This is a genomic window from Enterobacter cloacae complex sp. SHL001, from assembly GCF_049236825.1.
Lineage (GTDB): Bacteria > Pseudomonadota > Gammaproteobacteria > Enterobacterales > Enterobacteriaceae > Enterobacter > Enterobacter hormaechei_C.
In genome coordinates, this window is record NZ_JBMKIP010000004.1 from 363,122 (window position 1) to 388,835 (window position 25,714).

A 25,714-nucleotide genomic window follows, 5' to 3' on the forward strand; every position below is an offset into this window, starting at 1 on the left:
TGCTGGTTGCCGATACAACCAGCAATCAATGTGGCGAATATTAGTTCACCGTACCAATCAGCGCGGACATGAATGTGCTGAAGTTAGCGTATGTTTCAATGACATAAGCCGTAGATGCTTTATCGCGGCTCTCGAAACAGTCATCAGCGAAGTTGTAGGCAAAGACGGACAAAACATCTTCACCAATCAGTACCTTTTCAGAAAGGTTCGGATCGACATACATCTCGTTGTCACGTGTTTCAAAGTTGCGTATGTAGATATTCGACCATACGGGTTCACCGTTCTCCGCCTGCACCACGCTATATAGCGTCAAACCGTTGTACTTAAATCCATCCATGATTTTGAACATATCTGAGTAGTCCAGCCGTTTGAACATCAGGCGCTGGATATCCTCAAAAACCTTTCTCTTCTGTGCCTTCCATTCAGCAGGGGCTATTTGGCGCATCAAGTCTGCCATTACGTCTGGGTCTACTGAGTTGACTACCGGGTAATTATTTTCAACAAGCATTTTTTTGAGGATGCCAGGAGTGAGTTAACTCTTTAGCTGAGCAGGTAGCAAAGCAGGCATTGCTATTGTTCTTCCTTCCTCGTCGCAAAACTCGACAAGATAGCCCAATGTCGGGGTATCGAAAACGATGACAATCGTACCAACAGCCCCTTTTACCAGTCCTTCATTCGGTAAATCCTCGTCTAAAACCACTACGTCTAATTCGGCTCTTTTCATTTTTTTCTCTCATTTAACGAATATGGTTGTAAGTCGGGGAACTAGCGCGTCTGTTTCATACATCCAGCCTGTACGCACGATCGCTGTTTCACCGTTAACGCCTAAAATGGGCATATCGACAGCTATTGTTTGGCCATAATTATTTGCCTGCAACACTTTAGCTGGGGCCGATAATACGCCTTCCTGAATTCTTGCTGCTAAGACATTTGCATTAGTTGGGTTGTATCCCAGCGCTGACTCAAACACCCGGGCTTTATGCCCCCCTGTAGGATGTGTTGAATCTAAAGCATAGGCCGCGAGTTTTTTCGGGTCGATAACGGCGTGTTCAGCATTCACTAATGTACCACTCTCAGAGGTGAAACCTTTTACATATGGGCTTTCAAGTGCTGGTATTTTACTGAGCCCCGATAGTTCATCTATTTCGCTTAAAGGGTTCAACCTGCCCATTGTTAATCCTGCCGCAACAGAGGCACCCGCAATGATTAACCCTTTGTTGTTCATAATTTGATCGTAGCCCGCTGGAGCATCCCCACCAAGCTGCTGCGCTGTTTCATGGAAACCATCAATATTGCCGTTATACACACCACCAGCGGCCAGCATTCGGCCAACGGCTTTACTATTCAGCGTCTTCCCCGATGGTGCAGTTGTTGGCCCGTAATAATCGTAATGCATCCGTTGAGTGGGGGCAGGCTTCCTGCCTTGCCGATCGGCTATTGCGTAACGATAAGCGCTAGTAATTTCGCCCTTAAACCATGAATGCCGCGATGAGGCGGTAGGTGTAAAAATCAAATCACCATTATCGTCGATGTAAAATGGATTCCTGTCGCTACTCCAACGCCTAGAGATATCTACACCAACAAGCCAGCCAATTTGTAGTTCTTGCTCTACCTGATCGTAGATGGGATCTGCGTAGCTACGATCTTTTCGCTCATACGGTCTTTGATGTGGAGATACGGTATATTTCTTTTCTGGAAGACCAAAAGAGAGACTGTGACCGTTCGCTTCATAAGATAGATCGTAATGAATACACGCTTCTCTCAGCGAGACAGCTGGCGTCAGAATGTATTGAAAATCTTCTGGGTCTAATCGCCGTGTTAAATCGTGTGACCGGTAAAGTCGAAACATGTGAAATCCTTATCCTTGAATTTGATAAGGATTCTCCGCCCCGACAGATTAAAAATCAACCGCTGAATACACAGAATTTATAATAATTCGTTGCTGACAACTAATAAAGGCAGAATTTCAGTTCAAAAAAATACTTTAAATTCAGCCAGCAAATACCTACAGAAAATATAATAAATAATATTTATCATTTAAACCATAGCAGCCTTCTTAGCGTAATAGATTTCTCAGATATCCATTCCAGATAACAATACGACTCAACAGAAATGGCTTTATTTTTGAAGCAACAAAAGCTGATCATATTAGTTGTTTTAGTAAAAACTTCTCACACAGGTTTTCATAATCAACAAGCACTACACGCAAACTACAATAAAACAAGGAACGACCCGCCAAGGTTCATCTGAATGTAGAGACCGTTACAGTCAAAGTATCTGTATTCCGTGCCAGGTGGCCAAGGTGCGGATAGATAAAAATGAATAAAACGGAAAGACCATAAATTAAGAATGTTTACTTTCGAGAGGTAAATTATGTTTTTACTACAGTCGGATATGGACAATTACGGACGGAAATGGACACAAAAAAAGCCGCCCTTAAGCGACTTTGATTTGCATCTTATGGTGCCGAAGGCCGGACTCGAACCGGCACGTATTTCTACGGTTGATTTTGAATCAACTGCGTCTACCGATTTCGCCACTTCGGCACTGAAGGGGATGCGGAAACGTTTTGGATTATACCTGTCGCGCGCCGCCATGCAAGCGACGACGCGCTAAACCTGCGCTAAGTGCCCAAAAAACCAGCGCCCTTCGTCAGTCCAGCTCAGACACCGCCAGCCGAATCACCCTCGCCGCCTTCTGCTCCGGCAGCGCCAGCACCTTGGCCCACATCTCCTGCACCATATCGCAGGAGAGCTTCTCTTTGCCCACTGCCTTCTCCGGCATCTGCAGCAGCTGGATGTCCTCGCCATACTTATCGGCAAGCGTCTTCATAATCGGCCGCACATCCTCGACAGCCGCCTCACGCTCGGCCGGGGTCACGGTGTGGCGGTTTTTGCCGTAGGCCGCGCGCATCATGTCGGCGTCGGCCTGCATGCGCCGCGCCATCAAATCTTTATCCAGCATGCGCATCGGGTTGATGCCGCCCTTCACCATCGGGTAGAGGAAGCGGAAGCAGGCGTCGTCGCTCACCTTCTGGATGGCGGCGGTCTGCTCCATGTTGATGGTCATGTAGTTCACCACGTTGGCGTCCGGGGCGTTTTGCAGGCGCGACATCTGCAGATGCAGGATCTGCGGCTGGATGGTGTCGATAATCTGCTGCTCCGGCTCGCCCGCTTTTTGCAGGGCGGCCATCTGGTCGAGGATGCGCTGATGCAGCGCGGGCTCCTGCTCCTTAATCACCTGCCAGGCGGGCATCGCGTTGAGGGCGTTATCCATCTGTCGTTCCGGGGCGCGCTGCCTGTCGAAAAACACCCAGAACGCCACGGCGGCAGCCGCAATGACGACAATCACAATACGGGTCCACGTTTTATTCATCTCGCATCCTTATCCTTGAGTTATGCCGGTTTACACCGGCACGCCGCTGTGGAAGCGAAACTCGTTGTCCGGTGTCGAGATAAGTGTGGCTTCAATTTCGCCAAAAAGCTTTATACGCGGTGAGATATCGTCGTCGCTCACCTGCTGGGCCAGCGTCAGGTAATCCTGATAATGGCGCGCTTCCGAGCGCAGCAGCGAGAGATAGAACTTCTGCAGGTCGTCGTCGAGGAACGGGGCCAGCGCGGCGAAGCGTTCGCAGGAGCGGGCTTCGATGTAGGCGCCGCAGATGAGCTTGTCGATCAGCGTCAGCGGTTCGTGGGTGCGCACGTCCTTCAGCATCCCTTTGGCATAGCGGCTGGCGGTGATTTTGACGTACGGAATGTCGCGGGCCAGCATCGCCTCGCGGACCTGCCAGAAGTGGTGCAGCTCCTCTTTAATCAGCAGCACCATACTGTCGATGAGCGCCTGGCCCCACGGGTCGTCGGTTTTGGGCATCACGCTTTTGCCAATCTGCCTGTGCAGGGCGATGAAGTCCGGCTCCGGGCCGTCGCGGAAGGTAAACAGCTCGTAGGGTTTAAGCCAGTCGAGCAGCGCGTCAGCACCGCTTTCGTCGGCGACGTATTTACGCACGAGTAATAGCGCGGTCTGGGCGGCCTTGAGCTCGCACACCATGTGGTCGGTGAGCAGCAGCGGCAGGTTCGCCGGGTCGCGGGCTTTATCAATCCATGCTTGCGGGGTCGGGCACTGGAGGAAGTTAAGTACAGGGGCGAGTATCTGCGGGTAATCCATGGTTCTGCCTTGAAAAAGCGGTGGCGTGCGCCACCGCCTGAAACGCTTAGTGACGCACGCCGTCGTCGTCTTCGTCGACGTAATCTTCGTCGTCGCCCTCTTCGCCGTCTTCACCGTTCGGATCTTCGAAGTAGGTTCCCCAGCCGTCGTACTCCACGTCAAACTTCTCGGCCAGGTTCATCAGCTGTTCTACCTGCGCGTCGATCAACTCGGCCTTCAACGCGCCTTCGCTCAGGATGTCGCAGCAGATGACGGTGTCGCCCTCTTCCACTTCCAGCTCTTCCGGCTCGGTCACTTCGTAACCCAGTTTAAAAGCTTCCACCGCCATTTTTTCCAGCGCGTCGAAATCATCCGCAGAGAAATGGTGCTCGATGGTGTACAGCGCGTCCGGATCGCTACCGTCTTCCAGCAGTTCTTCAATAATCAGACGCGTCTCTTCGCGTTGCTCTTCCAGGTGTTCCGGGTTTGCCATGGCTCAATCCTCTTTAAAGTACGGCAGATACTTCTATTTTCACACACGGACGGGTTTGCCTCCACCTTTGTTGGAAAGATTTGTGAAACGGGGTTGCAAATGAATAATTACACATATAAAGTGAATTTTAATTCAACAAGTGGCGTTCGCCATGTGAGGATAAAATGTCTGATCTGTACAAGAAACACTTTCTGAAATTGCTCGACTTTACCCCTGCACAGTTCACTTCTCTGCTGACCCTTGCCGCACAGCTCAAAGCCGATAAAAAAAATGGCAAGGAAGTACAAAAGCTTACCGGTAAAAACATCGCGCTCATCTTCGAAAAAGACTCAACCCGTACACGATGCTCTTTCGAAGTTGCCGCATTTGACCAGGGCGCGCGCGTTACCTATTTAGGGCCGAGCGGCAGCCAGATTGGGCATAAAGAGTCAATTAAGGACACCGCGCGCGTGCTCGGGCGGATGTACGACGGCATTCAGTATCGCGGCCACGGCCAGGAAGTGGTTGAAACGCTGGCGCAGTACGCGGGCGTGCCGGTGTGGAACGGGCTGACCAACGAGTTCCACCCCACGCAGCTGCTGGCTGACCTGCTGACCATGCAGGAGCACCTGCCTGGCAAGGCGTTTAACGAGATGACGCTGGTCTACGCGGGCGACGCGCGCAACAACATGGGCAACTCGATGCTGGAAGCGGCGGCGCTGACCGGGCTGGATCTACGCCTGGTGGCCCCGAAGGCCTGTTGGCCGGAAGAGAGCCTGGTGGCAGAGTGCAGCGCGCTGGCGGAAAAGCACGGCGGGAAAATCACCCTGACGGAAGACGTGGCGGCGGGCGTGAAGGGCGCGGACTTTATCTATACCGACGTGTGGGTGTCGATGGGCGAAGCCAAAGAGAAGTGGGCGGAGCGTATCGCGCTGCTGCGCGGGTATCAGGTGAACGCGCAGATGATGGCGCTGACCGGCAACCCGAACGTGAAGTTCCTGCACTGTCTGCCGGCGTTTCATGACGACCAGACCACGCTCGGCAAGCAGATGGCGAAAGAGTTCGATCTGCACGGCGGGATGGAAGTGACGGACGAGGTGTTTGAGTCGCCGGCGAGCATCGTGTTCGACCAGGCGGAAAATCGGATGCATACGATTAAGGCGGTGATGGTGGCGACGCTTGGGGGTTGAGTCCTCTGCGCGTTGGTGCCCTCACCCCGGCCCTCTCCCACAGGGAGAGGGAGAAAACCCAGCCCGTAGGCCCGTGCAAGCGCAGCGCCGCCGGGCAAATCAGGCGACGATGCGGCTGATGCCCTTTCTCCCACAACCCGCTCTACTCAATTGATTTTTCACCCCGAAAAAGGTACGTTTTCGCCTTAATTCCAGCGTGGACATACCAGCATTATGCCGATTATTCAGTCTGTTGAACGTGCGTTGCAGATCCTCGACCTGTTCAACGAGCAGGCCACCGAGCTTAAGATCACCGACATCAGCAAACTGATGGGGCTGAGCAAGAGTACCCTCCACTCGCTGCTGAAAACCCTCCAGCTTCACGGCTATATCGATCAGAACCCGGAGAACGGTAAGTATCGCCTCGGCATGAAGCTGGTCGAGCGCGGTCATTTTGTCGTGGGCTCGATGGATATTCGGCAGAAGGCGAAAGGCTGGCTGACGGAGCTGTCCCGGCGAACCGGGCAGACTACCCATCTGGGGATCCTGGACGGGCGTGAAGGGGTCTATATCGAGAAGATTGAAGGCAAGCTCGCTGCCATCGCCTATTCGCGCATCGGCCGCCGCCTGCCGGTTCACGCCACCGCCATCGGCAAAGTGTTGATTGCCTGGCTGGGCGAGGCCGAGCTGAACGCCCTGCTGGAGGGCTATCAGTACACCACCTATACCCCTTCTACCCTTGCCTCTCGCGAAGCCTTAATGAGTGCCCTGGCGCAGACCCGCGAGCAGGGCTATGCCCTGGATAGCGAAGAGAACGAGCAGGGCGTGCGCTGCGTGGCGGTGCCGGTGTGGAACCACGAGTCCCGCGTCATTGCCGCCCTGAGCCTGTCGACGCTGACCTCCCGCGTGGACGACGCAGAGCTGGCTAATTTCCGCGAGCAGCTTCAGCAGGCCGGGCTCCAGCTCTCACGCGCGCTGGGCTACCCGGCCTGAGCCGTCAGACCGGCTCGTAGGTGAAGTAGTCGAAGTCAGCGTGGCAGCCGTCGCCGCTGATGTCCTCGCAGTGCAGTCCCACAAACGCGCCGGTGAAGAAGCCGCGCCCGCCGATATAGTCATCCGACAGCTTCCACGCCTCATACGTCACCGGCACGGTGTGCCACGTCTCGCCGTCGAACGAGTAGCTGTAGCGGTAGACCAGCGCATCCACATCCACCCTTAGCCAGACGCTCTCCGCACTCTCCGGCACGGGAATGGGCTGCTCGTGCAGCGGCCATGACGGCACGTTGTGGTCAAGCTGAATAACCTTAATCGTTCTGCCCTGCCCCTCCTCGTAGTCCACAAAGCAGTAGCTCCAGTTTTTGCTGTTGTAGTAGCAGGTCAGCCCCGCGCTCTGCTGGAAGTGCACCGGCGAGAACTGCATCCGCGTCTCGGCCCGGAAGGTGAAATGCTGCCAGCGGCGCGCCACGGTCGACTGGGTAAAGGTCGAGTTGAGCGAGTCGTTGCCGTACAACCGTAAATAGCCGGGACGGGCGGTGAGCGAGCCGAGGGTGTCGTCGAACGGAATGCGCAGAGTCTGCAATTCAGGGTCAAGCGTGCTGCCGTCGAAATCATCCCGCCAGCTACCCTGAACGGCGGCGGGCTGCTCCGCCACCTGCGGGCCTTTCACGGTCAGCTGCGCGTGCTTACCGCCCTCCACGTACGGCCAGCCATCGCGCCATTCAATGCGGGCGATGCCGGTCTCGCGCCCGAGCGGACAGTAGCCGCGTCCGCCGGAGGCCAGCAGCGGCACGCCGGGCAGGCGCAGCGGGCGGCTGGTAAGGTAGGCCATATACCACTCCCCGGTGTGGGTTTGCAGCAGCGAGCCGTGGCCGCTCTTTTGCAGCGGGTTCTCCGGCAGGTGCCAGCTGGTCATCATCGTCACGTCCGGGTGAAGCTCGTACGGCCCGTCGATGGTTTTTGCACGCAGCACCACGACGGCGTGCTCGTAGCTGGTGCCGCCTTCGGCAACCATCAGGTAGTACCATCCCGCGTGGCGATAAAGATGCGCCCCTTCGGTGTAGCAGAGCGGCGTGCCGGTAAACAGCGTTTTGCGCTCCGGCGAGAGGGTGCCGGTCTGCGGGTCAAACTCCTGCATCACGATGGTGTTGTGCGGGTTGCTGTGATGGCGCGGCCCCCACGGGCGGTAGAGGTAGTATTTGCGGCCATCGTCGTCGTGGAACAGGGACGGATCGAACCCGCCGTTGCCCATCGGGTTCGGCTCGCTCCACGGCCCTTCGATGGACGGCGCAGTGACGAGGAAGTTACGGCCATTTTTCCACGGCGAGTCGACAATCTTCACGTCGGTATAGAGCAGCCAGAATTTGCCGTCGGCGTAGCTCAGGCACGGCGCCCAGATACCGCCGGAGTCCGGGTTGCCCTTCATATCCAGCATCGACACGCGGTCCAGCGGCGTGCTGACCAGCGTCCAGTTTTTCAGGTCGCGGGAGTGATAGATGCGCACGCCCGGGAACCACTCGAAGGTCGAGGTGGCGATGTAGTAGTCCTCGCCCTGGCGGCACAGGGACGGGTCCGGGTTGAAGCCGGTGAGTATCGGGTTAGTGATTTCCATGTTGCCTCCGGTTAATGGGATGCGGCTGTCGCGGCGTCGGGAATGGCCTCGCCCTGCGCCGCGCGGTGCTTGATCAGCTGCTGGCTGATGGCCTCCACGCGGGCGTCGGTGAGCTTATAAAACGACAGCATGATGAACATGCCCGCATAGAGCACCACGGGCACCACGCAGAACAGAATTTTGATGGTGGTCAGCACCTCGACCGGCTGCACGCTGCTGCTGGCGGAGTAGTTCACGTACGCCAGGATCCAGCCCACCACTGCCCCGCCAATCGCCAGGCCAATCTTCAGGCTGAACAGGTAGGTGGAGAACACCAGCCCGTCGAGGCGGCGCCCGCTGCGGCTCTCCTCGTAATCCACCACGTCAGAGGCCATCAGCCACTGTAGCGGCGTGGTGGTGTTAAAGACGAACAGGAACAGGATGTTGAGGGCGAAAATCAGGGCAATATGCTCCGCCGGCGTGAAGAAGATCAGCAGGCTAATCAGAGAGTAAGCGACAATGATCCACTTAAAGGCGGTGACGCGGTCGAAGCGGCCCAGCAGACGAGACGAGCAGAGCGAGCCGAACATGGTGGCGAGGCTGCCGTAGAGTAAAAACTGCGTCGCCATCTCCGGGTGATCCATCACGTATTTCACGAAGTAGAGCGTCGCCCCGCCGCGCACCACGTTAGAGCAGGTCGCCATCATCTTGAAGGCACACATGATCCGCCACTGGCCGTTGCCCAGCAGCAGCTTAAGATCTTTCGCCACCGACGAGCCAGGCTGTACCTCAAAGGTGTAGCGCTCTTTGGTGGTGAAGAAGCAGACATAAAGCAGGACTACGCCGCTCAGACCCAGCACGCACATGGCGCCGAAATAGCCCACCTGCTCGTTCCCTTTGCCGATGATGCTGACCAGCGGCAGCGCGATGCCGCTGATGGCGAGCGACCCCGCGGCGGCGAGGAAGAAACGCCAGGACTGAAGGGCATGACGCTCTTTCGGGTCGGCGGTGATCACCCCCGGCATGGCGCAGTAAGGGACGTTAACGAAGGTGTAGACCAGAGTCAGCAGAATATAGGTCACGCAGGCATAGATGATTTTGCCCTGCGCGGAGAAGTCCGGCGTGTAGAAGGTCAGCATGCAGACGATGCCGAACGGGATGGCGCCCCACAGCAGGAACGGGCGGAACTGGCCGTAGCGGGTGCGGGTGCGGTCTACCAGCAGCCCCATCAGCGGATCGGTCACGGCGTCGAGCACGCGGGAAACTAAAAACAGCGTCCCCATTATGCCCGCGGAGAGACCGAACACGTCGGTGTAGAAATAGGCCAGCAGGAACATCGTGGCCTGCCAGACGAAGCCGCAGGCGGTATCACCCAGCCCGTAGCCAATTTTGTCTTTCATGGTTAATTGCGTCATCAGAATTACACCCTTATGTAGTGTGCTGAATTACAACATTGTGTTACTGGAGTGTAATGAGATGCTCAATTAACCAGCAATGGTCATATCTTATTTCTGAATTACGTTATTTCGCTTTTGTGACGCTAACGATATATCACAACCTATTGTTTAAAATAGAAAATTAAAGACAAGAAAAAACCGCCCGCGGAATATTTTCCGCAGACGACTTTCTCTCAAAAAATAATTAAAGGCCGAGTGCTTTTTTACCGGCGTTAATTACCTCAATGATTTTATCGGTGTCATAAATACAGCCTTTCCAGGTGCCGCCGCTCACGGACTGTAATGCCGCCCACAGCCGGGTATCGTCCGGCAAAAAGTCGTGAGCGTGCAGGTCCGGGTGCGTCTGCCTTACTGCCAGCTCGCGCGCCCCCTCTTCCGGCGTCAGCGGGTTGTCCGCGGTACCGATGAAGTTCACGCTACCGGTCAGAGTCAGGCGGTCCACGGCAATCTCAATGATGTCGTTATCGCGCAGCTTACCAATCGGCCCTCCCGCCAGCGCCTCCGGCGATACGTGGCCGAAGCAGGCCCCCGTCGACACGCCCGAGAAGCGCGCATCGGTGATTAACGACACCGTCTTGCCCCACGAGATATGCTTCAGCGCGGAGGTGAGCTGGTAGGTCTCTTCCATGCCGGTGCCGGACGGGCCACCGCCGATCACCACCATGATATCGCCCTGCGCAATCTCTTCCCGCTTGATGGCCCTGATTGCCTGCGCCTCCGAGACAAACACCCGCACCCGGCCAGTGTGGCGGTAAACTCCATCTTCACCCACCACCGACGGGTCGATCGCCGTGGCCTTGATCACCGATCCTTCCGGCGCGATGTTGCCCGTCGGGAAGCAGACCGTCGAGGTCAGCCCTTTCGCTTTTGCCTTCTCCGGCGGCAGGATCACGTCATCCGGCTCCACGCCGTCCTGCTCGCGCAGGCACTGGCGGAAGCGCTTACGGCGCTCCGAGCTCTGCCACCAGTCGAGGTTCTCGCCCACTGTCTGGCCAGTGACGGTCATGGCGTCCAGATGCAACAGCCCGAGATCGCGCAGGTGGAGCATCACCTCCGGCACGCCGCCCGCGAGGAAGGCGCGCACGGTCGGGTGATAGTCCGGGCCGTTGGGCAGCACGCTCACCAGGCGCGGCACCTTGCGGTTGACGCGCGTCCAGTGCTCAACGTCCGGAATAGTGCAGCCCGCTGCGTGGGCGATGGCCGGAATATGCAGCAGTAAATTGGTGGAGCCGCCGAACGCCGCGTGGATCACCATCGCGTTTTCGATGGCTTTGTCGGTGAGGATATCGCGCGTGGTGATGCCGCGGTTATCCAGTTCACTGACCGCGCGCGCCGACTGGCGGGCGATCTCCAGCCACACCGCCTGCCCGGACGGCGCCAGTGCAGAGTGCGGCAGCGCCAGACCCAGCGCTTCCGCCACCACCTGCGAGGTGCCCGCCGTGCCGAGGAACTGACACCCGCCGCCCGGCGAGGCGCAGGCGCGACAGCCCAGCTCGGCGGCCTCCTGCAAGGAGAGCTCATGGTTGGCGAAGCGCGCGCCGATGGTCTGCACTTTGCCCGCATCTTCTCCCACGGTGGGCGGCAGCGTCGCCCCGCCCGGCACCAGAATGGTCGGCAGATCGTGCATGGAAGCCAGCGCAATCATGGTGGCGGGCAGCCCTTTATCACAGGTCGCCACGCCGATCACCGCCCGGCGCGTCGGCAGGGAGCGGATCAGGCGGCGAAACACGATCGCCGCGTCGTTGCGGTACGGCAGGGAGTCGAACATGCCGTGCGTGCCCTGCGAGCGACCGTCGCACGGATCGCTGACGAAGGCGGCGAACGGGATCCCGCCGTTGCGGGTGATCTCCTTCGCCGCCGCCTGCATCTGCATGCCGATCTCCCAGTGCCCGGTGTGGTAGCCCAGCGCGACCGGGCGTCCGTCTCCGGCGCGGATGCCGCCCTGGGTGCCGATGATCAGCACCTCTTTGCCGGTGAGCTTGTTGGCATCCCAGCCCATCCCGGCGTTCTGCGTCATACCGAACAGGTTGCCGCTGGGGGATTCCATCAGCATCTGCGGTGTCAGCGGCAGCGTGCCCTGCGGCCCCGCCGCGTGGGTGATCACCGCATAAAACGCATCGTCCTGTGGGGTGAAAATTTTCTCAATGGTCATCGTTATCGTCCGGCTCAGCAGAGCTTGAGCTGTTGTAACAGGGTTTTCAGCTGCGCCTTGCGCGGCTCGTCCAGCGGCGAGGCTGGCGGCAGGACGTGCGTAGAAATAGGACGACCGCAGAGCACGATCGCCTCTTTAATGACGTTCACAAACGGCGTATCCAGCTGATACATCTGCGGGATTTGCAGCAGGGTCTGATGATACTCAGCCGCTTTCGCCACGTCGTTATCCCGCCAGGCTTTCAGAAGATTTACCGACACCTGTGGGGCAAAGTTGCCGCTGGCCGAGATCGCCCCGTCGCCGCCGAGCAGCAGGGTATTAAACAGATGATCGTCGTAGCCGCACAGCACCGTGAAATGAGGATGGGCGCCTTTAACGGTGTGGATCATGCTGCGCAGGTGGGCGACGGAATCGATGGTGTCTTTGATGCCGACGATGTTACTGCGCGAGTCGGCGAGGGTTTTCACCAGTGCCGGGGTCAGATCCTGCCCGGTCAGCGCCGGGAAGTTATAGAGCATCACCGGCAGCGTGACGCTGTCGACCACCTGCTCGAAGTAGCGGATCAGATTCGCTTCCGACACTTTCCAGTAGTAAGGGTTGATCACCACGATGCCGTCCGCGCCCGCCTGCTGCGCGTGCTGGCTCAGCTCAATGGTTTCCCGGGCGTTGGTGCCGCCGGTGCCGATCAGGACCGGCACACGACGATCGACATGATCGATCGCAAACCGGGCAATGGTTTTACGCTCTTCGGCGCTGAGCTGGGAGAACTCGCCGCCGCTGCCCAGGAAGAACAGGCCGTCGACGCCCGCAGCAATCAGATCGTCGATCAGCGCGGCGGTACCCGGTTTATCGAGCTGGCCATCGGCGGTAAAAATGGTGGAGACAGGGGGAATGATACCCGTGAACAACGCGGACTGCGGCATGAGATCTCCTTGCTGAATCATTTTGTTCTACATTATAGAACAGCGTTCATTAATTTAACGATCATACTATGACGCAGAAAAAGCGCAGGTAAATGGGAGATGAGGAGGGAGTGCGGGAAGTTTAAGCTGGATCACATTATGCGTGGGTGCGGTCTGGTTCCCTCACCCTAACCCTCTCCCAAGGGGAGAGGGAACTTTTACACCCTCTCCCCTTGGGAGAGGGCCGGGGTGAGGGGTTACTCTACCAGCATCTTCACCACAACCTTACGCACCTGCGCCGGCGCTCCCGCCGCGCACAGCGGCTTATGCACTTCGCCCGGCCAGAACACTACAAAATCCCCTTCGCTCAGCACCACGGTTTTCTCCTGCTCGCCTTCCGGCAGGAACGCGATGTCTTTGTCCGCCAGCCAGTCGGTGTCCGGCGTACCGTGCGGCAGGGTACTGAAGGTCATCCCTTCCTGACCTTTTAGCACAATCTGAATATCCAGATAGCGTGCATGGTATTCAGCGCGACGCTCGGCGAACGGCTGGGTCATGTCCTCCGAAACCAGATAAAACAGGCTGTTGCCATTGATGTCGTGCTTACCGGTCGGCGTTGCGTCGGTGACGTGGGCCTTAACGTGCTCAATGGCCTGGCGCAGCTCTTCTGGCAGCCAGGACTGGAGATGATGAATATTGCCAATAATCATGATACAACCCTCAGATTAAAACATTGTTTCATTTTTATGTTTTATACGAGAATTGCCTCTTCCATACCAGCCCTTTTTTGACAAGATTTGCGTCAGCGCATGTTTATCGGGAAATGTGTTAATCCACTGTTAATTGCACACAGGCATTTATGCAGTGGTTATGCATAACCTCATTTCATGCACTTTGCACACAGGATCTAACTCACTGAATTTAAAACATAACTCACAAAACCTGTTGGTGTATCACACTTTACCACTTTGGTTATTTCCTTTAAAAATCCATAATTATTTATTGATTTCTCTTAAGTGAAAAATAGTTAACTGTCATTATTGCATAGCTATTCCCGTGACAACATTTTATCCATTAAAATCAACAACATAACTAAATATTTCAAAGCGTGTGATTCTACAAAATAATAACAACTTCAAATATTGCCACCCGTTCCTGCTTAGCTATTCATCCCTTAATAATATGAAATTAATCATTATCTGATACGAATCATGCAATTGAAAATAAACTGCTCAATATCGGTTTTCGCGTGAGCAATGTCACAATAACCATTATTTAAGCGCCTACTATAAATCACGAAATCAATTGAGCTTAGCCGCCATGAAATTAAACACATCACATGGCGCATGCCCTTTTTATTCTGAAAAAAAGTTAAAGGAATAATTATGGAAAAGCATTACGTCGGTTCTGAAATTGGTCAATTGCGTAGCGTTATGCTGCACCGTCCTAATTTAAGTCTGAAACGGTTAACCCCCTCAAACTGTCAGGAGCTGCTATTTGATGACGTGCTCTCGGTTGAACGGGCGGGTGAAGAGCATGACATCTTCGCAAACACGCTGCGCGAGCAGGGTGTGGAAGTCCTGCTGTTGACCGACCTTCTTACGCAAACGCTTGATATTGCTGAAGCAAAAGCCTGGCTTCTTGAAACACAAATCTCCGACTATCGCCTGGGACCAACCTTTGCCGCCGACGTGCGCGGCTGGCTGGCGGATATGCCGCACCGCGAACTGGCGCGCAGATTAAGCGGCGGATTAACCTACGGTGAAATTCCGGCGGCCATTAAAAATATGGTGGTCGATACCCACACGGCGAATGATTTTATTATGAAGCCGCTGCCGAACCACTTATTTACCCGCGATACCTCCTGCTGGATATATAACGGCGTCTCCATTAATCCGATGGCGAAACCCGCCCGCCAGCGTGAAACCAATAACCTGCGGGCAATATATCGCTGGCACCCCGCATTTGCCGACGGCGAGTTTATTAAGTATTTCGGCGACGAGAATATTAATTACGACCACGCCACATTAGAAGGCGGCGACGTATTAGTGATTGGTCGCGGGGCGGTACTGATCGGCATGTCCGAGCGCACGACGCCGCAGGGCGTGGAGTTCCTCGCCAACAGCCTGTTTAAACATCGCCAGGCCGAGCGCGTGATTGCCGTTGAGCTGCCGAAACACCGCTCCTGCATGCACCTCGACACCGTGATGACCCACATCGATGTGGACACCTTCTCCGTTTACCCGGAAGTGGTGCGCAAGGACGCCCAGTGCTGGACGCTCACCCCGGACGGACGCGGCGGCCTGCTGCGCACTCAGGAAACCGACCTGCTGCACGCCATCGAGAAAGCCCTCGGCATTAACCACGTCCGCCTGATCACCACCGGCGGCGACGCCTTTGAAGCCGAACGCGAGCAGTGGAACGACGCTAACAACGTCCTGACCCTCCGCCCGGGCGTGGTGATCGGCTACGAGCGCAACGTCTGGACCAACGAGAAATACGACAAAGCAGGCATCACCGTGCTGCCGATCCCGGGCGACGAGCTGGGACGCGGTCGCGGCGGCGCGCGCTGCATGAGCTGCCCACTGGAACGCGACGGAATTTAAAGGAGCCATCATGGAACGAAAACCCACTCTGGTTGTGGCCCTTGGCGGCAACGCGCTGCTCAAGCGCGGCGAGCCGCTGGAAGCGGAGATCCAGCGTCAGAACATCGAGCAGGCCGCCCGCACCATCGCCGGCTTAACGGAACAGTGGCGCGTGGTGCTGGTGCACGGCAACGGCCCGCAGGTCGGACTGCTGGCGCTGCAAAACAGCGCCTACGACAAAGTCACTCCCTACCCGCTGGACGTTCTTGGCGCCGAAAGCCAGGGAATGATCGGCTACATGCTCCAGCAGGCGCTGAAAAACAATCTGCCCCAGCGCGAGGTCAGTGTCCTGCTCACGCAGGTGGAAGTGGACGCCGCCGACCCGGCGTTCAGCAACCCGACCAAGTACATCGGCCCGGTCTACAGCGAAGCCCAGGCTAAAGCGCTGGCCGCGGAAAAAGGCTGGGTGTTTAAGGCCGACGGCAGCTACTTCCGCCGCGTGGTGCCGTCGCCGCAGCCGAAGCGCATCGTCGAGAGCGACGCCATCACGGCGCTGATTCAGCGCGACCACCTGGTGATCTGCAACGGCGGCGGCGGCGTGCCGGTGGTGGAAAACGCCAACGGCTATCGCGGCATTGAGGCGGTGATCGACAAAGACCTCTCCGCCGCCCTGCTAGCGCGCCAGATCGAGGCCGATGCCCTGCTGATCCTCACCGATGCCGACGCGGTGTACCTCGACTGGGGCAAGCCAACCCAGCGCCCGCTGGCGCAGGTGACGCCGGAGCTGCTCAGAGGCATGCAGTTCGACGCCGGATCGATGGGGCCGAAAGTGGCCGCCTGCCGCGAGTTTGTTGAGGCCTGCAACGGCATTGCCGGGATCGGCGCGCTGAATGACGGCGCGGAGATCCTGGCGGGCGAGAAAGGCACGTTGATTCGTAACTGAGTCGTTTTCCCCTCACCCTAACCCTCTCCCAAAGGGAGAGGGAATGTACGCCCCCTCTCCCTGTGGGAGAGGGCCGGGGTGAGGGCATCAGACAGCTAAATTTTAAAAAGGATTTCCCCATGACCATTAACCTGAAAAACCGCAACTTCCTGAAACTGCTGGACTACACCCCGGCGGAGATCCAGTACCTGATCGATCTCGCCATCGAGCTGAAGGCCGCCAAAAAAGCCGGACGCGAAAAACAAACCCTGGTCGGGAAAAACATCGCCCTGATCTTTGAAAAAACCTCCACCCGCACCCGCTGCGCCTTCGAAGTGGGTGCGTTCGACCAGGGCGCGCAGGTCACCTACCTCGGCCCAAGCGGATCGCAGATCGGCCACAAAGAGTCGATGAAGGACACCGCGCGCGTGCTGGGCCGCATGTATGACGGCATCGAGTATCGCGGCTACGGCCAGGCCATCGTTGAAGAGCTGGGCGAGTACGCGGGCGTGCCGGTGTGGAACGGCCTGACCGACGAGTTCCACCCCACCCAAATTCTCGCCGATCTGATGACCATGCTGGAGCACTCTCCGGGCAAAACCCTGCCGGAGCTGAGCTTTGCTTACCTGGGCGATGCGCGGAACAACATGGGCAACTCCCTGATGGTCGGCGCGGCCAAAATGGGGATGGATATCCGCCTTGTGGCACCGAAATCCTTCTGGCCGGAGGCGGGCCTGGTTGAGCAGTGCCGCGCCATCGCCAAAGAGACCGGCGCGCGCATCACCCTCACCGACGACGTGGAGGAAGGCGTGCAGGGCACCGATTTCCTCTACACCGACGTGTGGGTCTCCATGGGTGAGCCGAAGGAAGCCTGGGCCGAGCGCGTTAGCCTGATGAAGCCGTATCAGATCAACGCGGACGTGATGAAGGCCACCGGTAACCCGAACGTCAAATTCATGCACTGCCTGCCGGCATTCCACAACGAGCACACCAAAGTGGGCCGCGAAATCGAAATGGCGTACGGCCTGAAGGGGCTGGAAGTGACGGAAGAGGTCTTCGAATCACCGAACTCCATCGTCTTCGACGAAGCAGAGAACCGCATGCACACCATTAAAGCGGTCATGGTGGCGACACTCGGCGACTAATCACCGCCCGGCGCGCCGCGGGGTGCGCCGGGTTCAGGAGAACATCATGGGCAAGTTCAAGTTTCCCTCCGCTTACACCATTCTCTTTTTTCTGATTGCCGTGGTTGCCGTGCTGACGTGGATTGTTCCGGCCGGGCAGTACCATATGGCAATGAACGAGGCGCTCGGTAAAGAAGTGCCGGTTGCTGGCACCTACGCGCACGTGGCAGCGCACCCGCAGGGGCTGGTTTCGGTGCTGATGGCGCCGATTGCCGGGCTGTACGATCCAGAATCCGGCCAGGCCGGGGCCATCGACGTGGCGCTGTTTATCCTTATCATCGGGGGATTCCTCGGGATCGTCACTAAAACCGGGGCGATAGACGCCGGGATCGAGCGCGTCACTACCCGACTACGCGGCCGCGAAGAGTGGATGATCCCGATTCTGATGGCGCTGTTTGCCGCAGGCGGCACGATTTACGGCATGGCAGAAGAGTCGCTGCCCTTCTATACCTTACTGGTGCCGGTGATGCTGGCGGCGCGGTTCGATCCGGTGGTTGCTGCGTCCACCGTGCTGCTCGGCGCGGGGATCGGCACCCTCGGCTCCACCATCAACCCGTTCGCCACGGTGATCGCCGCCAACGCCGCCGGGATCCCCTTCACCAACGGCATCATGTTGCGCATCGCGCTGCTGGTGATCGGCTGGATCATCTGCGTGGCGTGGGTAATGCGCTATGCCCGCAAGGTGCGCAAGGATCCGTCGCTGTCGATCGTGGCGGATAAGCAGGAAGAGAACCGCGCCCACTTCCTCGGCAACAAGGGCGAGCAGTCGCTGGAGTTTACCCCGGTGCGCAAACTCATCCTGGTGATCTTCGCCCTCGCCTTCGCGGTGATGATCTACGGCGTGGCGGTGCTGGGCTGGTGGATGGCGGAGATCTCGGCGGTGTTCCTCGCCAGCGCGATTATCGTCGGGCTGATCGCCCGCATGAGCGAAGAGGAGCTGACCTCAACCTTTATCAACGGCGCGCGAGATTTGCTGGGCGTCGCGCTGATTATCGGCATCGCGCGCGGTATCGTAGTGATCATGGATAAGGGCATGATTACCCACACCATTTTGCACAGCGCCGAGGGAATGGTCACCGGATTGTCGACGGTGGCGTTCATCAACGTGATGTACTGGCTGGAAGTGGTGCTGTCGTTTCTTGTGCCTTCTTCATCCGGCCTGGCCGTTCTGACGATGCCGATCATGGCGCCCCTTGCCGATTTCGCTAACGTCAACCGCGACCTGGTGGTTACGGCTTACCAGTCGGCGTCCGGCATCGTTAACCTGATCACTCCCACCTCTGCCGTCGTGATGGGCGGGCTGGCTATCGCCCGCGTGCCCTACGTGCGCTATCTGAAATGGGTCGCGCCGCTGCTGGGGATTTTAACGGTGGTGATTATGGTGGCGTTAAGCCTGGGCGCCCTGTTGTAATTTGCCGGATGGCGCTGCGCTTATCCGGCCTACGGATCGGTGCGGTGCCACCGGTTATTTCGGGAACTGATATGGGAACTATGATGGATTACGAAGAGTACTCTCCCAAAGAGCAACTACAGCTAACGGTCTGCCAGCGTCTGATCGCGGAAAAGAGCTATCTCTCCCAGGAGGAGATCCGCCGCGACTTACAGGAGCGGGGTTTTGAGACCATCAGCCAGTCCACCGTTTCACGTCTGCTCAAGTTGCTCGGTGTCATAAAAATTCGCAATGCCAAAGGGCTAAAGATTTATTCGCTGAATCCCCAGCTGCGCCCGGCCCCCGACGCGGCGCGTACCGTCTCTGAAATGGTGGTGAGCGTGGAGCACAACAGCGAATTTATCCTTATCCATACCGTCGCCGGATATGGCCGCGCGGTGGCGCGTATTCTGGATTATCACCAGTTACCGGAAATTTTAGGCGTGGTGGCCGGAAGCAGTATTGTCTGGGTCGCGCCCCGCGTGGTGAAGCGCACCGCGCTGGTGCATAAGCAAATTAATTATTTACTCAGAACGCATTAATATTCATAAAGAACCGTTTGCATTGAGTAAAGCGTGCATTAAATCGCTTGATCCCAAAAGCGAGCTGCGTATAATGCCCGACAATTTGCCGGGAGGAAGCATGGTCAAGCGTGTACGACATATCGTCTTACCGCGTCTGAAATCAGACGCTGGCCTGCCGTTTTTCTTCCCGTTGCTAAACCTATTCCCAGAGCCCCTCATTTGAGGGGCTTTTTTTTGCCCGGCGTCAGGAGATAAACATGAATCCGCTTTATCAAAAACACATCATTTCCATAAACGACCTCAGCCGCGAAGAGCTGGAACTGGTTCTGGAAACCGCGGCAAAACTGAAGGCCAATCCGCAACCGGAGCTGCTGAAGCACAAGGTGATTGCGAGCTGCTTCTTCGAAGCCTCCACCCGCACGCGTCTCTCCTTCGAAACCTCCATGCACCGCCTGGGCGCGAGCGTGGTGGGCTTCTCGGACAGCAGCAACACGTCGCTGGGCAAAAAAGGCGAGACCCTGGCGGATACCATTTCAGTCATCAGCACCTACGTGGACGCGATTGTGATGCGCCACCCGCAGGAGGGCGCGGCGCGTCTGGCGACCGAGTTTTCCGGCGGCATTCCGGTGCTGAACGCCGGTGACGGTGCCAACCAGCACCCGACGCAGACCCTGCTGGATCTGTTCACCATTCGGGAGACGCAGGGCACGCTTGAGAACCTGAACATCGCCATGGTCGGCGACCTGAAATATGGCCGCACCGTCCACTCCCTGACCCAGGCGCTGGCGAAATTTAACGGCAACCGCTTCTTCTTCATCGCGCCGGACGCGCTGGCGATGCCGCAGTACATTCTCGATATGCTGGACGAAAAAGGCATCGCGTGGAGCCTGCACGCCAGCATCGAAGAGGTGATGGGCAACGTGGATATTCTCTACATGACCCGCGTGCAGAAAGAGCGTCTTGACCCATCCGAGTACGCCAACGTGAAGGCGCAGTTCGTACTGCGCGCCAGCGACCTCGAGGGCGCGCGCGACAACATGAAGGTGCTGCACCCGCTGCCGCGCATCGATGAGATCACCACAGACGTGGATAAAACGCCGCACGCCTGGTATTTCCAGCAGGCCGGAAACGGCATCTTCGCCCGCCAGGCGTTACTGGCACTGGTTCTGAATCGCGAATTAGCTCTGTAAGGGGAGACGACCATGACACACGATAACAAACTCCAGGTTGAAGCCATCAAGCGTGGCACCGTGATTGACCACATCCCTGCGCAGGTGGGCTTTAAGCTGCTGACGCTGTTCAAACTGACTGAAACCGACCAGCGCATCACCATCGGCCTGAACCTGCCGTCGGGCGAAATGGGCCGTAAAGACCTGATCAAGATCGAGAACACTTTCCTGACCGACGAGCAGGTCAACCAGCTGTCTCTGTACGCGCCGGACGCCACGGTTAACCGCATCGACGATTACGACGTGGTGGGCAAATCCCGCCCAAGCCTGCCGGATCGCATCGAAAGCGTGCTGGTCTGCCCGAACAGCAACTGCATCAGTCATGCTGAGCCGGTTTCCTCCAGTTTCGCAGTGAAAAAACGCGCCAATGACATTGCACTCAAATGCAAATACTGCGAAAAAGAGTTTTCTCATTATGTGGTGCTGGCCAACTAATTGAGGTTGGTAATGAAATCCCGGCTGTTATAATGGCCGGGAACATTCTTAACGCTGTAATTCTGGAGAAAAAATGAGCAAAGTACTCGCGACGGAAAATGCACCAGCGGCTATCGGCCCATACGTTCAGGGCGTTGATCTGGGCAGCATGATCATCACTTCTGGTCAGATCCCGGTGAACCCAAAAACCGGTGAAGTGCCAGCCGACGTAGCGGCGCAGGCGCGTCAGTCGCTGGAAAACGTGCAGGCGATCGTCGAATCTGCCGGTCTGAAAGTGGGCGATATCGTCAAAACCACCGTGTTCGTGAAAGATCTGAACGATTTCGCCACCGTTAACGCCACTTATGAAGCGTTCTTCACCGAGCACAACGCCACCTTCCCGGCGCGCTCCTGTGTGGAAGTGGCGCGTCTGCCAAAAGACGTAAAAATTGAAATCGAAGCGATTGCCGTACGTCGCTAATTTATTTCAATAAAGAGAAGGCAGCTCAGGCTGCCTTTTTTATTGCGACCATTTTTACTCTCTCCAGGCAATGACGCATCCCCACTCCATTAATAGACTGACGCTGCCTTGTTATATTCTAATTAATGGATGAAGAATGAAACTCTCTAAGATCGCGCTGGCCGTTGCCACATTAGCGGTTGCGTCTTCCGCACTTGCACACGGATATATAGAATCCCCCGCCAGCCGCGCTTATATGTGTAAGCTCGGCCAGAATATTGACTGTGGCTCTGTACAATATGAACCGCAGAGTGTAGAAAAGACCTCCGGCTTCCCGACGGGCGCAATGCCGCCTGACGGCCAGCTTGCCAGCGCCGGTATTGCCAGCTACTCCCAGCTTGATAAGCAGAGCCTGAACGCCTGGACCAAAAGCCCCATGACGGCAGGCCCGCATGAATTTGTCTGGCACCATACCGCGCCGCATAAAACCACCAACTGGCGTTATTACATTACCAAACAAAACTGGGACCCCAATAAACCGCTGACCCGTGACCAGTTCGAATTAACGCCGTTCTGTACTATTAACGGGAATGGTCAGGCACCGTCCATGACAAAATCCATGACCTGTAATGTCCCGGAACGTACGGGCTACCAGGTTATTTATGGCGTGTGGGAAATTGCGGATACCGCAAACAGTTTCTATCAGGCCATTGACGTTGATTTCGGTAACGGCGGCAACGTCACGCCGGACGATACCCCAGCGGTAATATCCCAGTGGAGTAAAACCCTGAGCGGACAGATTGCCGGGAATAACCTGAACGTGGGCGATAAAGTGATTGCACGCTTCTTCGACGCCAACGGGGAAGTTGCCGCCCTGCGTACTGAAATGACCATCGGCTCTTCAGAACAAGGCGACGCTAACCAGTGGTCCTACGATCTGGCGCAGAAGATCAACACCACTCATAGCGATGTCCGCGTCGGTGTGAAAGATGAAGCCGGTGAAATCAGCCCGATTCACGGCGCCAACAGCGTATTCGTGAAAGACGGCAGCACGCTGAGATCCGTTGCCATCTCTTATGAAGAGCAAAAAGCGCAGGCGAGCGAGACCATCGCCGTTTCCGATCTGCAATACAGCAAAATCGAACATGGCAATGTGATTGTGACCTTCCATGTGAACACGCAGGGTGACGTTAATTTTGAAGCGCACGTGATGAACCACCACGGTGCCGAAAAAGGTTACCTGAAGCAGGATATGAATAACGTCAATCAAAACGTGACCATGACGCTGACTGACGTCACAGCGGGCCACCATATGCTGAAATACTACGCCACCAACAAAGACGGCACCCTGTTCGCGCAGGACGTGCTAAACCTGATGCTGGAAAGCGACGCGGCGGACAGCAGCGGCCCGCATGACTTTATCTTCCCGGACAGCATTGCCTCCTACAAAGCGGGCACCGTGGTGTTACAGCCTAAAAACGGTAAGACCTACGAGTGTAAACCGTTCCCGTATAGCGGCTACTGCGTGCAGTGGAGCAAATACGCGACCCAGTTTGAGCCAGGCGTGGGCGCGCACTGGAAAGAGGCGTGGGTGCTGAAGAACTGAGTTGCCTTCACGCCCGGCGGCACTTCGTTTGCCGGGCCTACACGTCACGTAGGCCCGGTAAGCGTAGCGCCACCGGGCGCATTTGTTACTGATTCCGCGTCGCCCTAAGCAGCGTCTCCAGCGGGTACACCGCCGCAATCACCACCTCGTCCTGGATCGTCGCCGCGTTATCCAGTTCGCTCTGGATCGACGCGATCTCGTTGTCGTCCAGCGTGCCCTGACGCGCCACCAGATCCGTCAGCCTCAGGCCAATCGAGGCCAGTTTATCCACCTCCTGGATCACCGGCTTAATGGCCTTCAGCTGATAGCTGTTTTCACTCAAGGCCAGCGCATCGCTGGTGTTGTTCTGCCAGCGGTTAAAGACGTGGCGCAGCGCGTCGGCGCTTTCCGTGTCTTCCGCGTCGCTCACCAGACGGTCCGCCCATTTATTCATCTGACGCACGGTCGCACTTTCCGCGTTTAGCGCGTCAGCGAGCCGGTTGAGCGGCTCAAACTGATGATAGTTTCCGGCCTGGAACTTAAGATGCTGGCGGGTGTAATACTGCGCCGGTTCAAGCGCCTGGGCGAGAATTTGCAGCGGAAGGGTATCCGCATTGTTGGCGAGGCGCGTGAACTGCACCTGCTGCTGGGTATGCTGCTGTAGTCCAGCCGACACCGTGGACCAACTGTCCATCGCCTGGAGCCGGGTATACATGTTGTCGATGTCGTTGACGTCCTTTGCCGACCATAGCCGCTCCGCCACCGCAAAGGCGCGCGGCCACAGACGGATATCCAGCACCGGCGCGACCACGTTTTCCGCCCACAGCGCGGCTTCACCGCCGAGCAGATTAGCCTCGTTCGCCGGGTCCGGCACCACCGGCGGTATGCCTTTTGGCACCGCGTCCAGACGCGTGCCGTCGATCGGGTAGCGGGCGTTACCCACCAGGAAATAGCCGCTGAGCTTATCGTTCTCAACAGAAACGACCGGACGCGTTTCACCCATCCAGGTATCAACGGTAAACGTTACCTGGTTGTCGTCCCGCCACTGAATGTTATCCACCGCCCGACGCGATTTCCCGGCAAAATCAATAAATCCACGCCACCCGGCATCGCCTTTCACCAGCGTAAAGCTGCCTTCCACCGGCTTGCCTTTTAGACGCGGCATGGAGAAAGCCCAGCTCTGGACGCTGTCGGTGTCCGCTATCACATCCACGCCGTTCAGCCCCTGCGGCACAATTTCATTGCGGTAGTGGTAGGCGGTGGATTGCGGCTGATCGAGGTAGAAACCGGTTGAGAGAATGCCCTTATAACCGTTCTGCGCCACCAGCCCCAGCGCGTCCTGTCCCTGCCAGGACTGGATCAGAATGCTTTTCGGCAGATCGGGATGGTAGATCTCATCCCAGCCAACCATCTGCCGGTGGTGCTTCTCAAGGATCGTCTCCAGCTTGCGGTTGAAATACGCCTGCAACGCGTGGCTGTCCGCCAGTTTGTTGTCGCGCATAAACGTCTGGATCGCAGCGTTCGCTTTCCACTGGCTGTCGTCAACCTCATCGCCGCCAATATGCAGATACGGATCCGGGAAGATCGCCGCCAGTTCGCTGACCATCGCGTCGGCAAAGGTATAAGTTGCCTCTTTGGTTGGATCCAGCACCGGCTTCAGCACGCCCCAGTGGCGCTCCATGGCGTAAGGCCCCGGCGCGCTCATCAGCTCCGGGTAGGCGACGGCAATCGCCGAGGCGTGGCCCGGCATATCAATTTCCGGCACCACGCGTATGCCGCGCTCGGTAGCGTAACGCACAATCTCGCGCATCTGCTCCGGGGTGTAGAACAGCCCATCGCTGGCAAGCTGGGTTAATTTTGGATAACGCTTCGAGGTAAAGCGCCAGCCCTGATCGTCCGTCAAATGCCAGTGCAGGACGTTGAGCTTTGCCGCGGCCATGCCGTCGATCTGGCGTTTAATATCCTGAATCGGGAGGAAGTGGCGCGCCGAATCGAGCAGCAGCCCGCGCCACGGGAAGCGCGGCGAATCTTCAATGGTCACCCACGGGATCGAGGTGTTTTCGGCGCCGTTCTGCATCAGCTGAAGCAAGGTTTCCATGGCGCGCAGCGCGCCGAAGCGGGTGTTGGCAGAGATATTTACGCCGTTGGCGTCCACCGTGAGTTTATAGCTCTCATCGCTGTCCGGCAGCGGCTGCGGCTTCACCTTTTTGGCGATGGCGATGCGGATGGTCGGCTTGTCAGGTTTTTCGGCCTGCGGCTGTAGCGTCCAGCCGGTTTGCAGCGCAATGCGCTGGCGCAGGCGGTTGACCGCATCCCCCAGATCGTCGCCGCTGACGCTCACAGAGAGTTGATTGTTAAGCACCAGCGCGCCCTGAGTGGTCGGACGTTCAACCTTCGCAGGCCAGGGCATTAAGGGAAGGTCACCTGCCGGGGCGGCAAAGGCGGAGGCGCCGAGCATGAGCCCGGCGGTTAAGAGGCTGTACCGTAACATGAATGTTCC

25 protein-coding genes, 1 tRNA gene and 1 pseudogene are annotated in these 25,714 nt (G+C 57.2%); 13 read left to right on the forward strand and 14 right to left on the reverse strand.

Annotated features, from left to right (window positions below; all coding sequences use genetic code 11):
- Positions 1–40 precede the first annotated feature (40 nt).
- From ACOTYH_RS13830 to rraB, 7 genes are all read right to left on the reverse strand, one after another.
- The gene (locus tag ACOTYH_RS13830) at positions 41–508 is read right to left on the reverse strand and encodes a YrhA family protein (protein ID WP_058688919.1); all 468 of its coding nucleotides are present in this window, start codon (positions 506–508) and stop codon (positions 41–43) included.
- A gap of 24 nt (positions 509–532) precedes the next feature.
- Positions 533–724 carry a DUF4926 domain-containing protein gene (locus tag ACOTYH_RS13835; protein ID WP_058688918.1) on the reverse strand — a complete coding sequence of 64 codons (192 nt, stop codon included), beginning with the start codon at positions 722–724 and terminating at the stop codon, positions 533–535.
- Between the two features lie 9 nt (positions 725–733).
- The gene (locus tag ACOTYH_RS13840; RefSeq protein WP_058688917.1) at positions 734–1,849 is read right to left on the reverse strand and encodes a DUF6883 domain-containing protein; all 1,116 of its coding nucleotides are present in this window, start codon (positions 1,847–1,849) and stop codon (positions 734–736) included.
- 612 nt (positions 1,850–2,461) lie between these two features.
- A tRNA-Leu gene (locus ACOTYH_RS13845) sits at positions 2,462–2,546 on the reverse strand.
- A 106-nt stretch (positions 2,547–2,652) separates the two neighbouring features.
- Positions 2,653–3,375, reverse strand: coding sequence for a hypothetical protein (locus ACOTYH_RS13850; protein WP_063413548.1), 723 nt, complete (start codon positions 3,373–3,375; stop codon positions 2,653–2,655).
- Between the two features lie 30 nt (positions 3,376–3,405).
- On the reverse strand, positions 3,406–4,164 hold the full coding sequence (gene miaE / locus ACOTYH_RS13855; protein ID WP_047740995.1) for a tRNA isopentenyl-2-thiomethyl-A-37 hydroxylase MiaE: 759 nt from the start codon (positions 4,162–4,164) through the stop codon (positions 3,406–3,408).
- A gap of 46 nt (positions 4,165–4,210) precedes the next feature.
- Positions 4,211–4,636, reverse strand: a complete 426-nt coding sequence (gene rraB / locus ACOTYH_RS13860; RefSeq protein ID WP_006810300.1) for a ribonuclease E inhibitor RraB — start codon at positions 4,634–4,636, stop codon at positions 4,211–4,213.
- 99 nt (positions 4,637–4,735) lie between these two features.
- Here rraB and argL point away from each other — a divergent pair, with 99 nt between their 5' ends.
- The 3 genes from argL to xynR all read left to right on the forward strand — a co-directional run bounded on the left by argL (position 4,736) and on the right by xynR (position 6,777).
- The gene (argL, locus tag ACOTYH_RS13865; protein ID WP_214598919.1) at positions 4,736–4,831 is read left to right on the forward strand and encodes a putative translational regulatory protein ArgL; all 96 of its coding nucleotides are present in this window, start codon (positions 4,736–4,738) and stop codon (positions 4,829–4,831) included.
- Entirely contained in the window at positions 4,801–5,805 is a 1,005-nt protein-coding gene (argF, locus tag ACOTYH_RS13870) for an ornithine carbamoyltransferase (RefSeq protein WP_196348239.1), read from the forward strand. Before argL ends, argF (ACOTYH_RS13870) begins: the two co-directional genes overlap by 31 nt.
- Positions 5,806–6,018: 213 nt before the next feature.
- A complete protein-coding gene (gene xynR / locus ACOTYH_RS13875; RefSeq protein WP_032652348.1) occupies positions 6,019–6,777 on the forward strand; it encodes a DNA-binding transcriptional repressor XynR in 759 nt (252 codons plus the stop codon).
- 4 nt (positions 6,778–6,781) lie between these two features.
- Here the strand turns inward: xynR and ACOTYH_RS13880 are convergent, their stop codons facing one another.
- The 5 genes from ACOTYH_RS13880 to ACOTYH_RS13900 form a co-directional block, all read right to left on the reverse strand.
- Positions 6,782–8,392, reverse strand: a complete 1,611-nt coding sequence (locus tag ACOTYH_RS13880; RefSeq protein WP_063413547.1) for a glycoside hydrolase family 43 protein — start codon at positions 8,390–8,392, stop codon at positions 6,782–6,784.
- An 11-nt stretch (positions 8,393–8,403) separates the two neighbouring features.
- Positions 8,404–9,786 carry an MFS transporter gene (locus ACOTYH_RS13885; protein ID WP_017694629.1) on the reverse strand — a complete coding sequence of 461 codons (1,383 nt, stop codon included), beginning with the start codon at positions 9,784–9,786 and terminating at the stop codon, positions 8,404–8,406.
- Positions 9,787–10,012: 226 nt separating this feature from the next.
- Positions 10,013–11,980: a xylonate dehydratase YagF gene (yagF, locus tag ACOTYH_RS13890; RefSeq protein WP_063413546.1), complete on the reverse strand. Its 1,968-nt coding sequence runs from the start codon at positions 11,978–11,980 to the stop codon at positions 10,013–10,015.
- Between the two features lie 14 nt (positions 11,981–11,994).
- Positions 11,995–12,903, reverse strand: a complete 909-nt coding sequence (gene yagE / locus ACOTYH_RS13895) for a 2-keto-3-deoxygluconate aldolase (protein ID WP_265188123.1) — start codon at positions 12,901–12,903, stop codon at positions 11,995–11,997.
- A 236-nt stretch (positions 12,904–13,139) separates the two neighbouring features.
- Positions 13,140–13,592, reverse strand: a complete 453-nt coding sequence (locus tag ACOTYH_RS13900) for a YhcH/YjgK/YiaL family protein (RefSeq protein WP_015572526.1) — start codon at positions 13,590–13,592, stop codon at positions 13,140–13,142.
- A 675-nt stretch (positions 13,593–14,267) separates the two neighbouring features.
- On the opposite strand from ACOTYH_RS13900, the gene arcA reads away from it, so the two are divergent.
- From arcA to ACOTYH_RS13925, 5 genes are all read left to right on the forward strand, one after another.
- On the forward strand, positions 14,268–15,488 hold the full coding sequence (arcA, locus tag ACOTYH_RS13905) for an arginine deiminase (RefSeq protein ID WP_017383903.1): 1,221 nt from the start codon (positions 14,268–14,270) through the stop codon (positions 15,486–15,488).
- A 10-nt stretch (positions 15,489–15,498) separates the two neighbouring features.
- Positions 15,499–16,410, forward strand: a complete 912-nt coding sequence (gene arcC, locus ACOTYH_RS13910; RefSeq protein ID WP_017383904.1) for a carbamate kinase — start codon at positions 15,499–15,501, stop codon at positions 16,408–16,410.
- A gap of 119 nt (positions 16,411–16,529) precedes the next feature.
- On the forward strand, positions 16,530–17,534 hold the full coding sequence (gene argF / locus ACOTYH_RS13915) for an ornithine carbamoyltransferase (protein WP_003863360.1): 1,005 nt from the start codon (positions 16,530–16,532) through the stop codon (positions 17,532–17,534).
- Positions 17,535–17,580: 46 nt separating this feature from the next.
- Positions 17,581–18,984: a YfcC family protein gene (locus ACOTYH_RS13920; RefSeq protein ID WP_003863365.1), complete on the forward strand. Its 1,404-nt coding sequence runs from the start codon at positions 17,581–17,583 to the stop codon at positions 18,982–18,984.
- Positions 18,985–19,064: 80 nt separating this feature from the next.
- Positions 19,065–19,544 carry an arginine repressor gene (locus ACOTYH_RS13925; protein WP_003863366.1) on the forward strand — a complete coding sequence of 160 codons (480 nt, stop codon included), beginning with the start codon at positions 19,065–19,067 and terminating at the stop codon, positions 19,542–19,544.
- Positions 19,545–19,547: 3 nt separating this feature from the next.
- On the opposite strand, the pseudogene ACOTYH_RS13930 reads toward ACOTYH_RS13925, so the two are convergent.
- A pseudogene (locus ACOTYH_RS13930) lies at positions 19,548–19,665 on the reverse strand (hypothetical protein).
- Here ACOTYH_RS13930 and ACOTYH_RS13935 point away from each other — a divergent pair.
- The 5 genes from ACOTYH_RS13935 (at position 19,645) to gbpA (ending at position 23,235) form a co-directional block, all read left to right on the forward strand.
- Positions 19,645–19,749, forward strand: a complete 105-nt coding sequence (locus ACOTYH_RS13935) for a pyrBI operon leader peptide (protein ID WP_071524139.1) — start codon at positions 19,645–19,647, stop codon at positions 19,747–19,749. The pseudogene ACOTYH_RS13930 and the gene ACOTYH_RS13935 overlap by 21 nt on opposite strands.
- Before the next feature lie 34 nt (positions 19,750–19,783).
- On the forward strand, positions 19,784–20,716 hold the full coding sequence (gene pyrB / locus ACOTYH_RS13940; RefSeq protein WP_033487898.1) for an aspartate carbamoyltransferase: 933 nt from the start codon (positions 19,784–19,786) through the stop codon (positions 20,714–20,716).
- A 12-nt stretch (positions 20,717–20,728) separates the two neighbouring features.
- Positions 20,729–21,190 (forward strand): aspartate carbamoyltransferase regulatory subunit, encoded by a 462-nt coding sequence (gene pyrI / locus ACOTYH_RS13945; RefSeq protein WP_003863370.1) that lies wholly within the window; start codon positions 20,729–20,731, stop codon positions 21,188–21,190.
- A 73-nt stretch (positions 21,191–21,263) separates the two neighbouring features.
- Positions 21,264–21,650 (forward strand): 2-iminobutanoate/2-iminopropanoate deaminase, encoded by a 387-nt coding sequence (ridA, locus tag ACOTYH_RS13950; RefSeq protein ID WP_003863373.1) that lies wholly within the window; start codon positions 21,264–21,266, stop codon positions 21,648–21,650.
- A gap of 136 nt (positions 21,651–21,786) precedes the next feature.
- Positions 21,787–23,235: an N-acetylglucosamine-binding protein GbpA gene (gene gbpA / locus ACOTYH_RS13955; RefSeq protein ID WP_045907041.1), complete on the forward strand. Its 1,449-nt coding sequence runs from the start codon at positions 21,787–21,789 to the stop codon at positions 23,233–23,235.
- 85 nt (positions 23,236–23,320) lie between these two features.
- Here the strand turns inward: gbpA and ACOTYH_RS13960 are convergent, their stop codons facing one another.
- Positions 23,321–25,705, reverse strand: a complete 2,385-nt coding sequence (locus ACOTYH_RS13960; protein WP_305870812.1) for a beta-N-acetylhexosaminidase — start codon at positions 25,703–25,705, stop codon at positions 23,321–23,323.
- Positions 25,706–25,714: the final 9 nt, after the last annotated feature.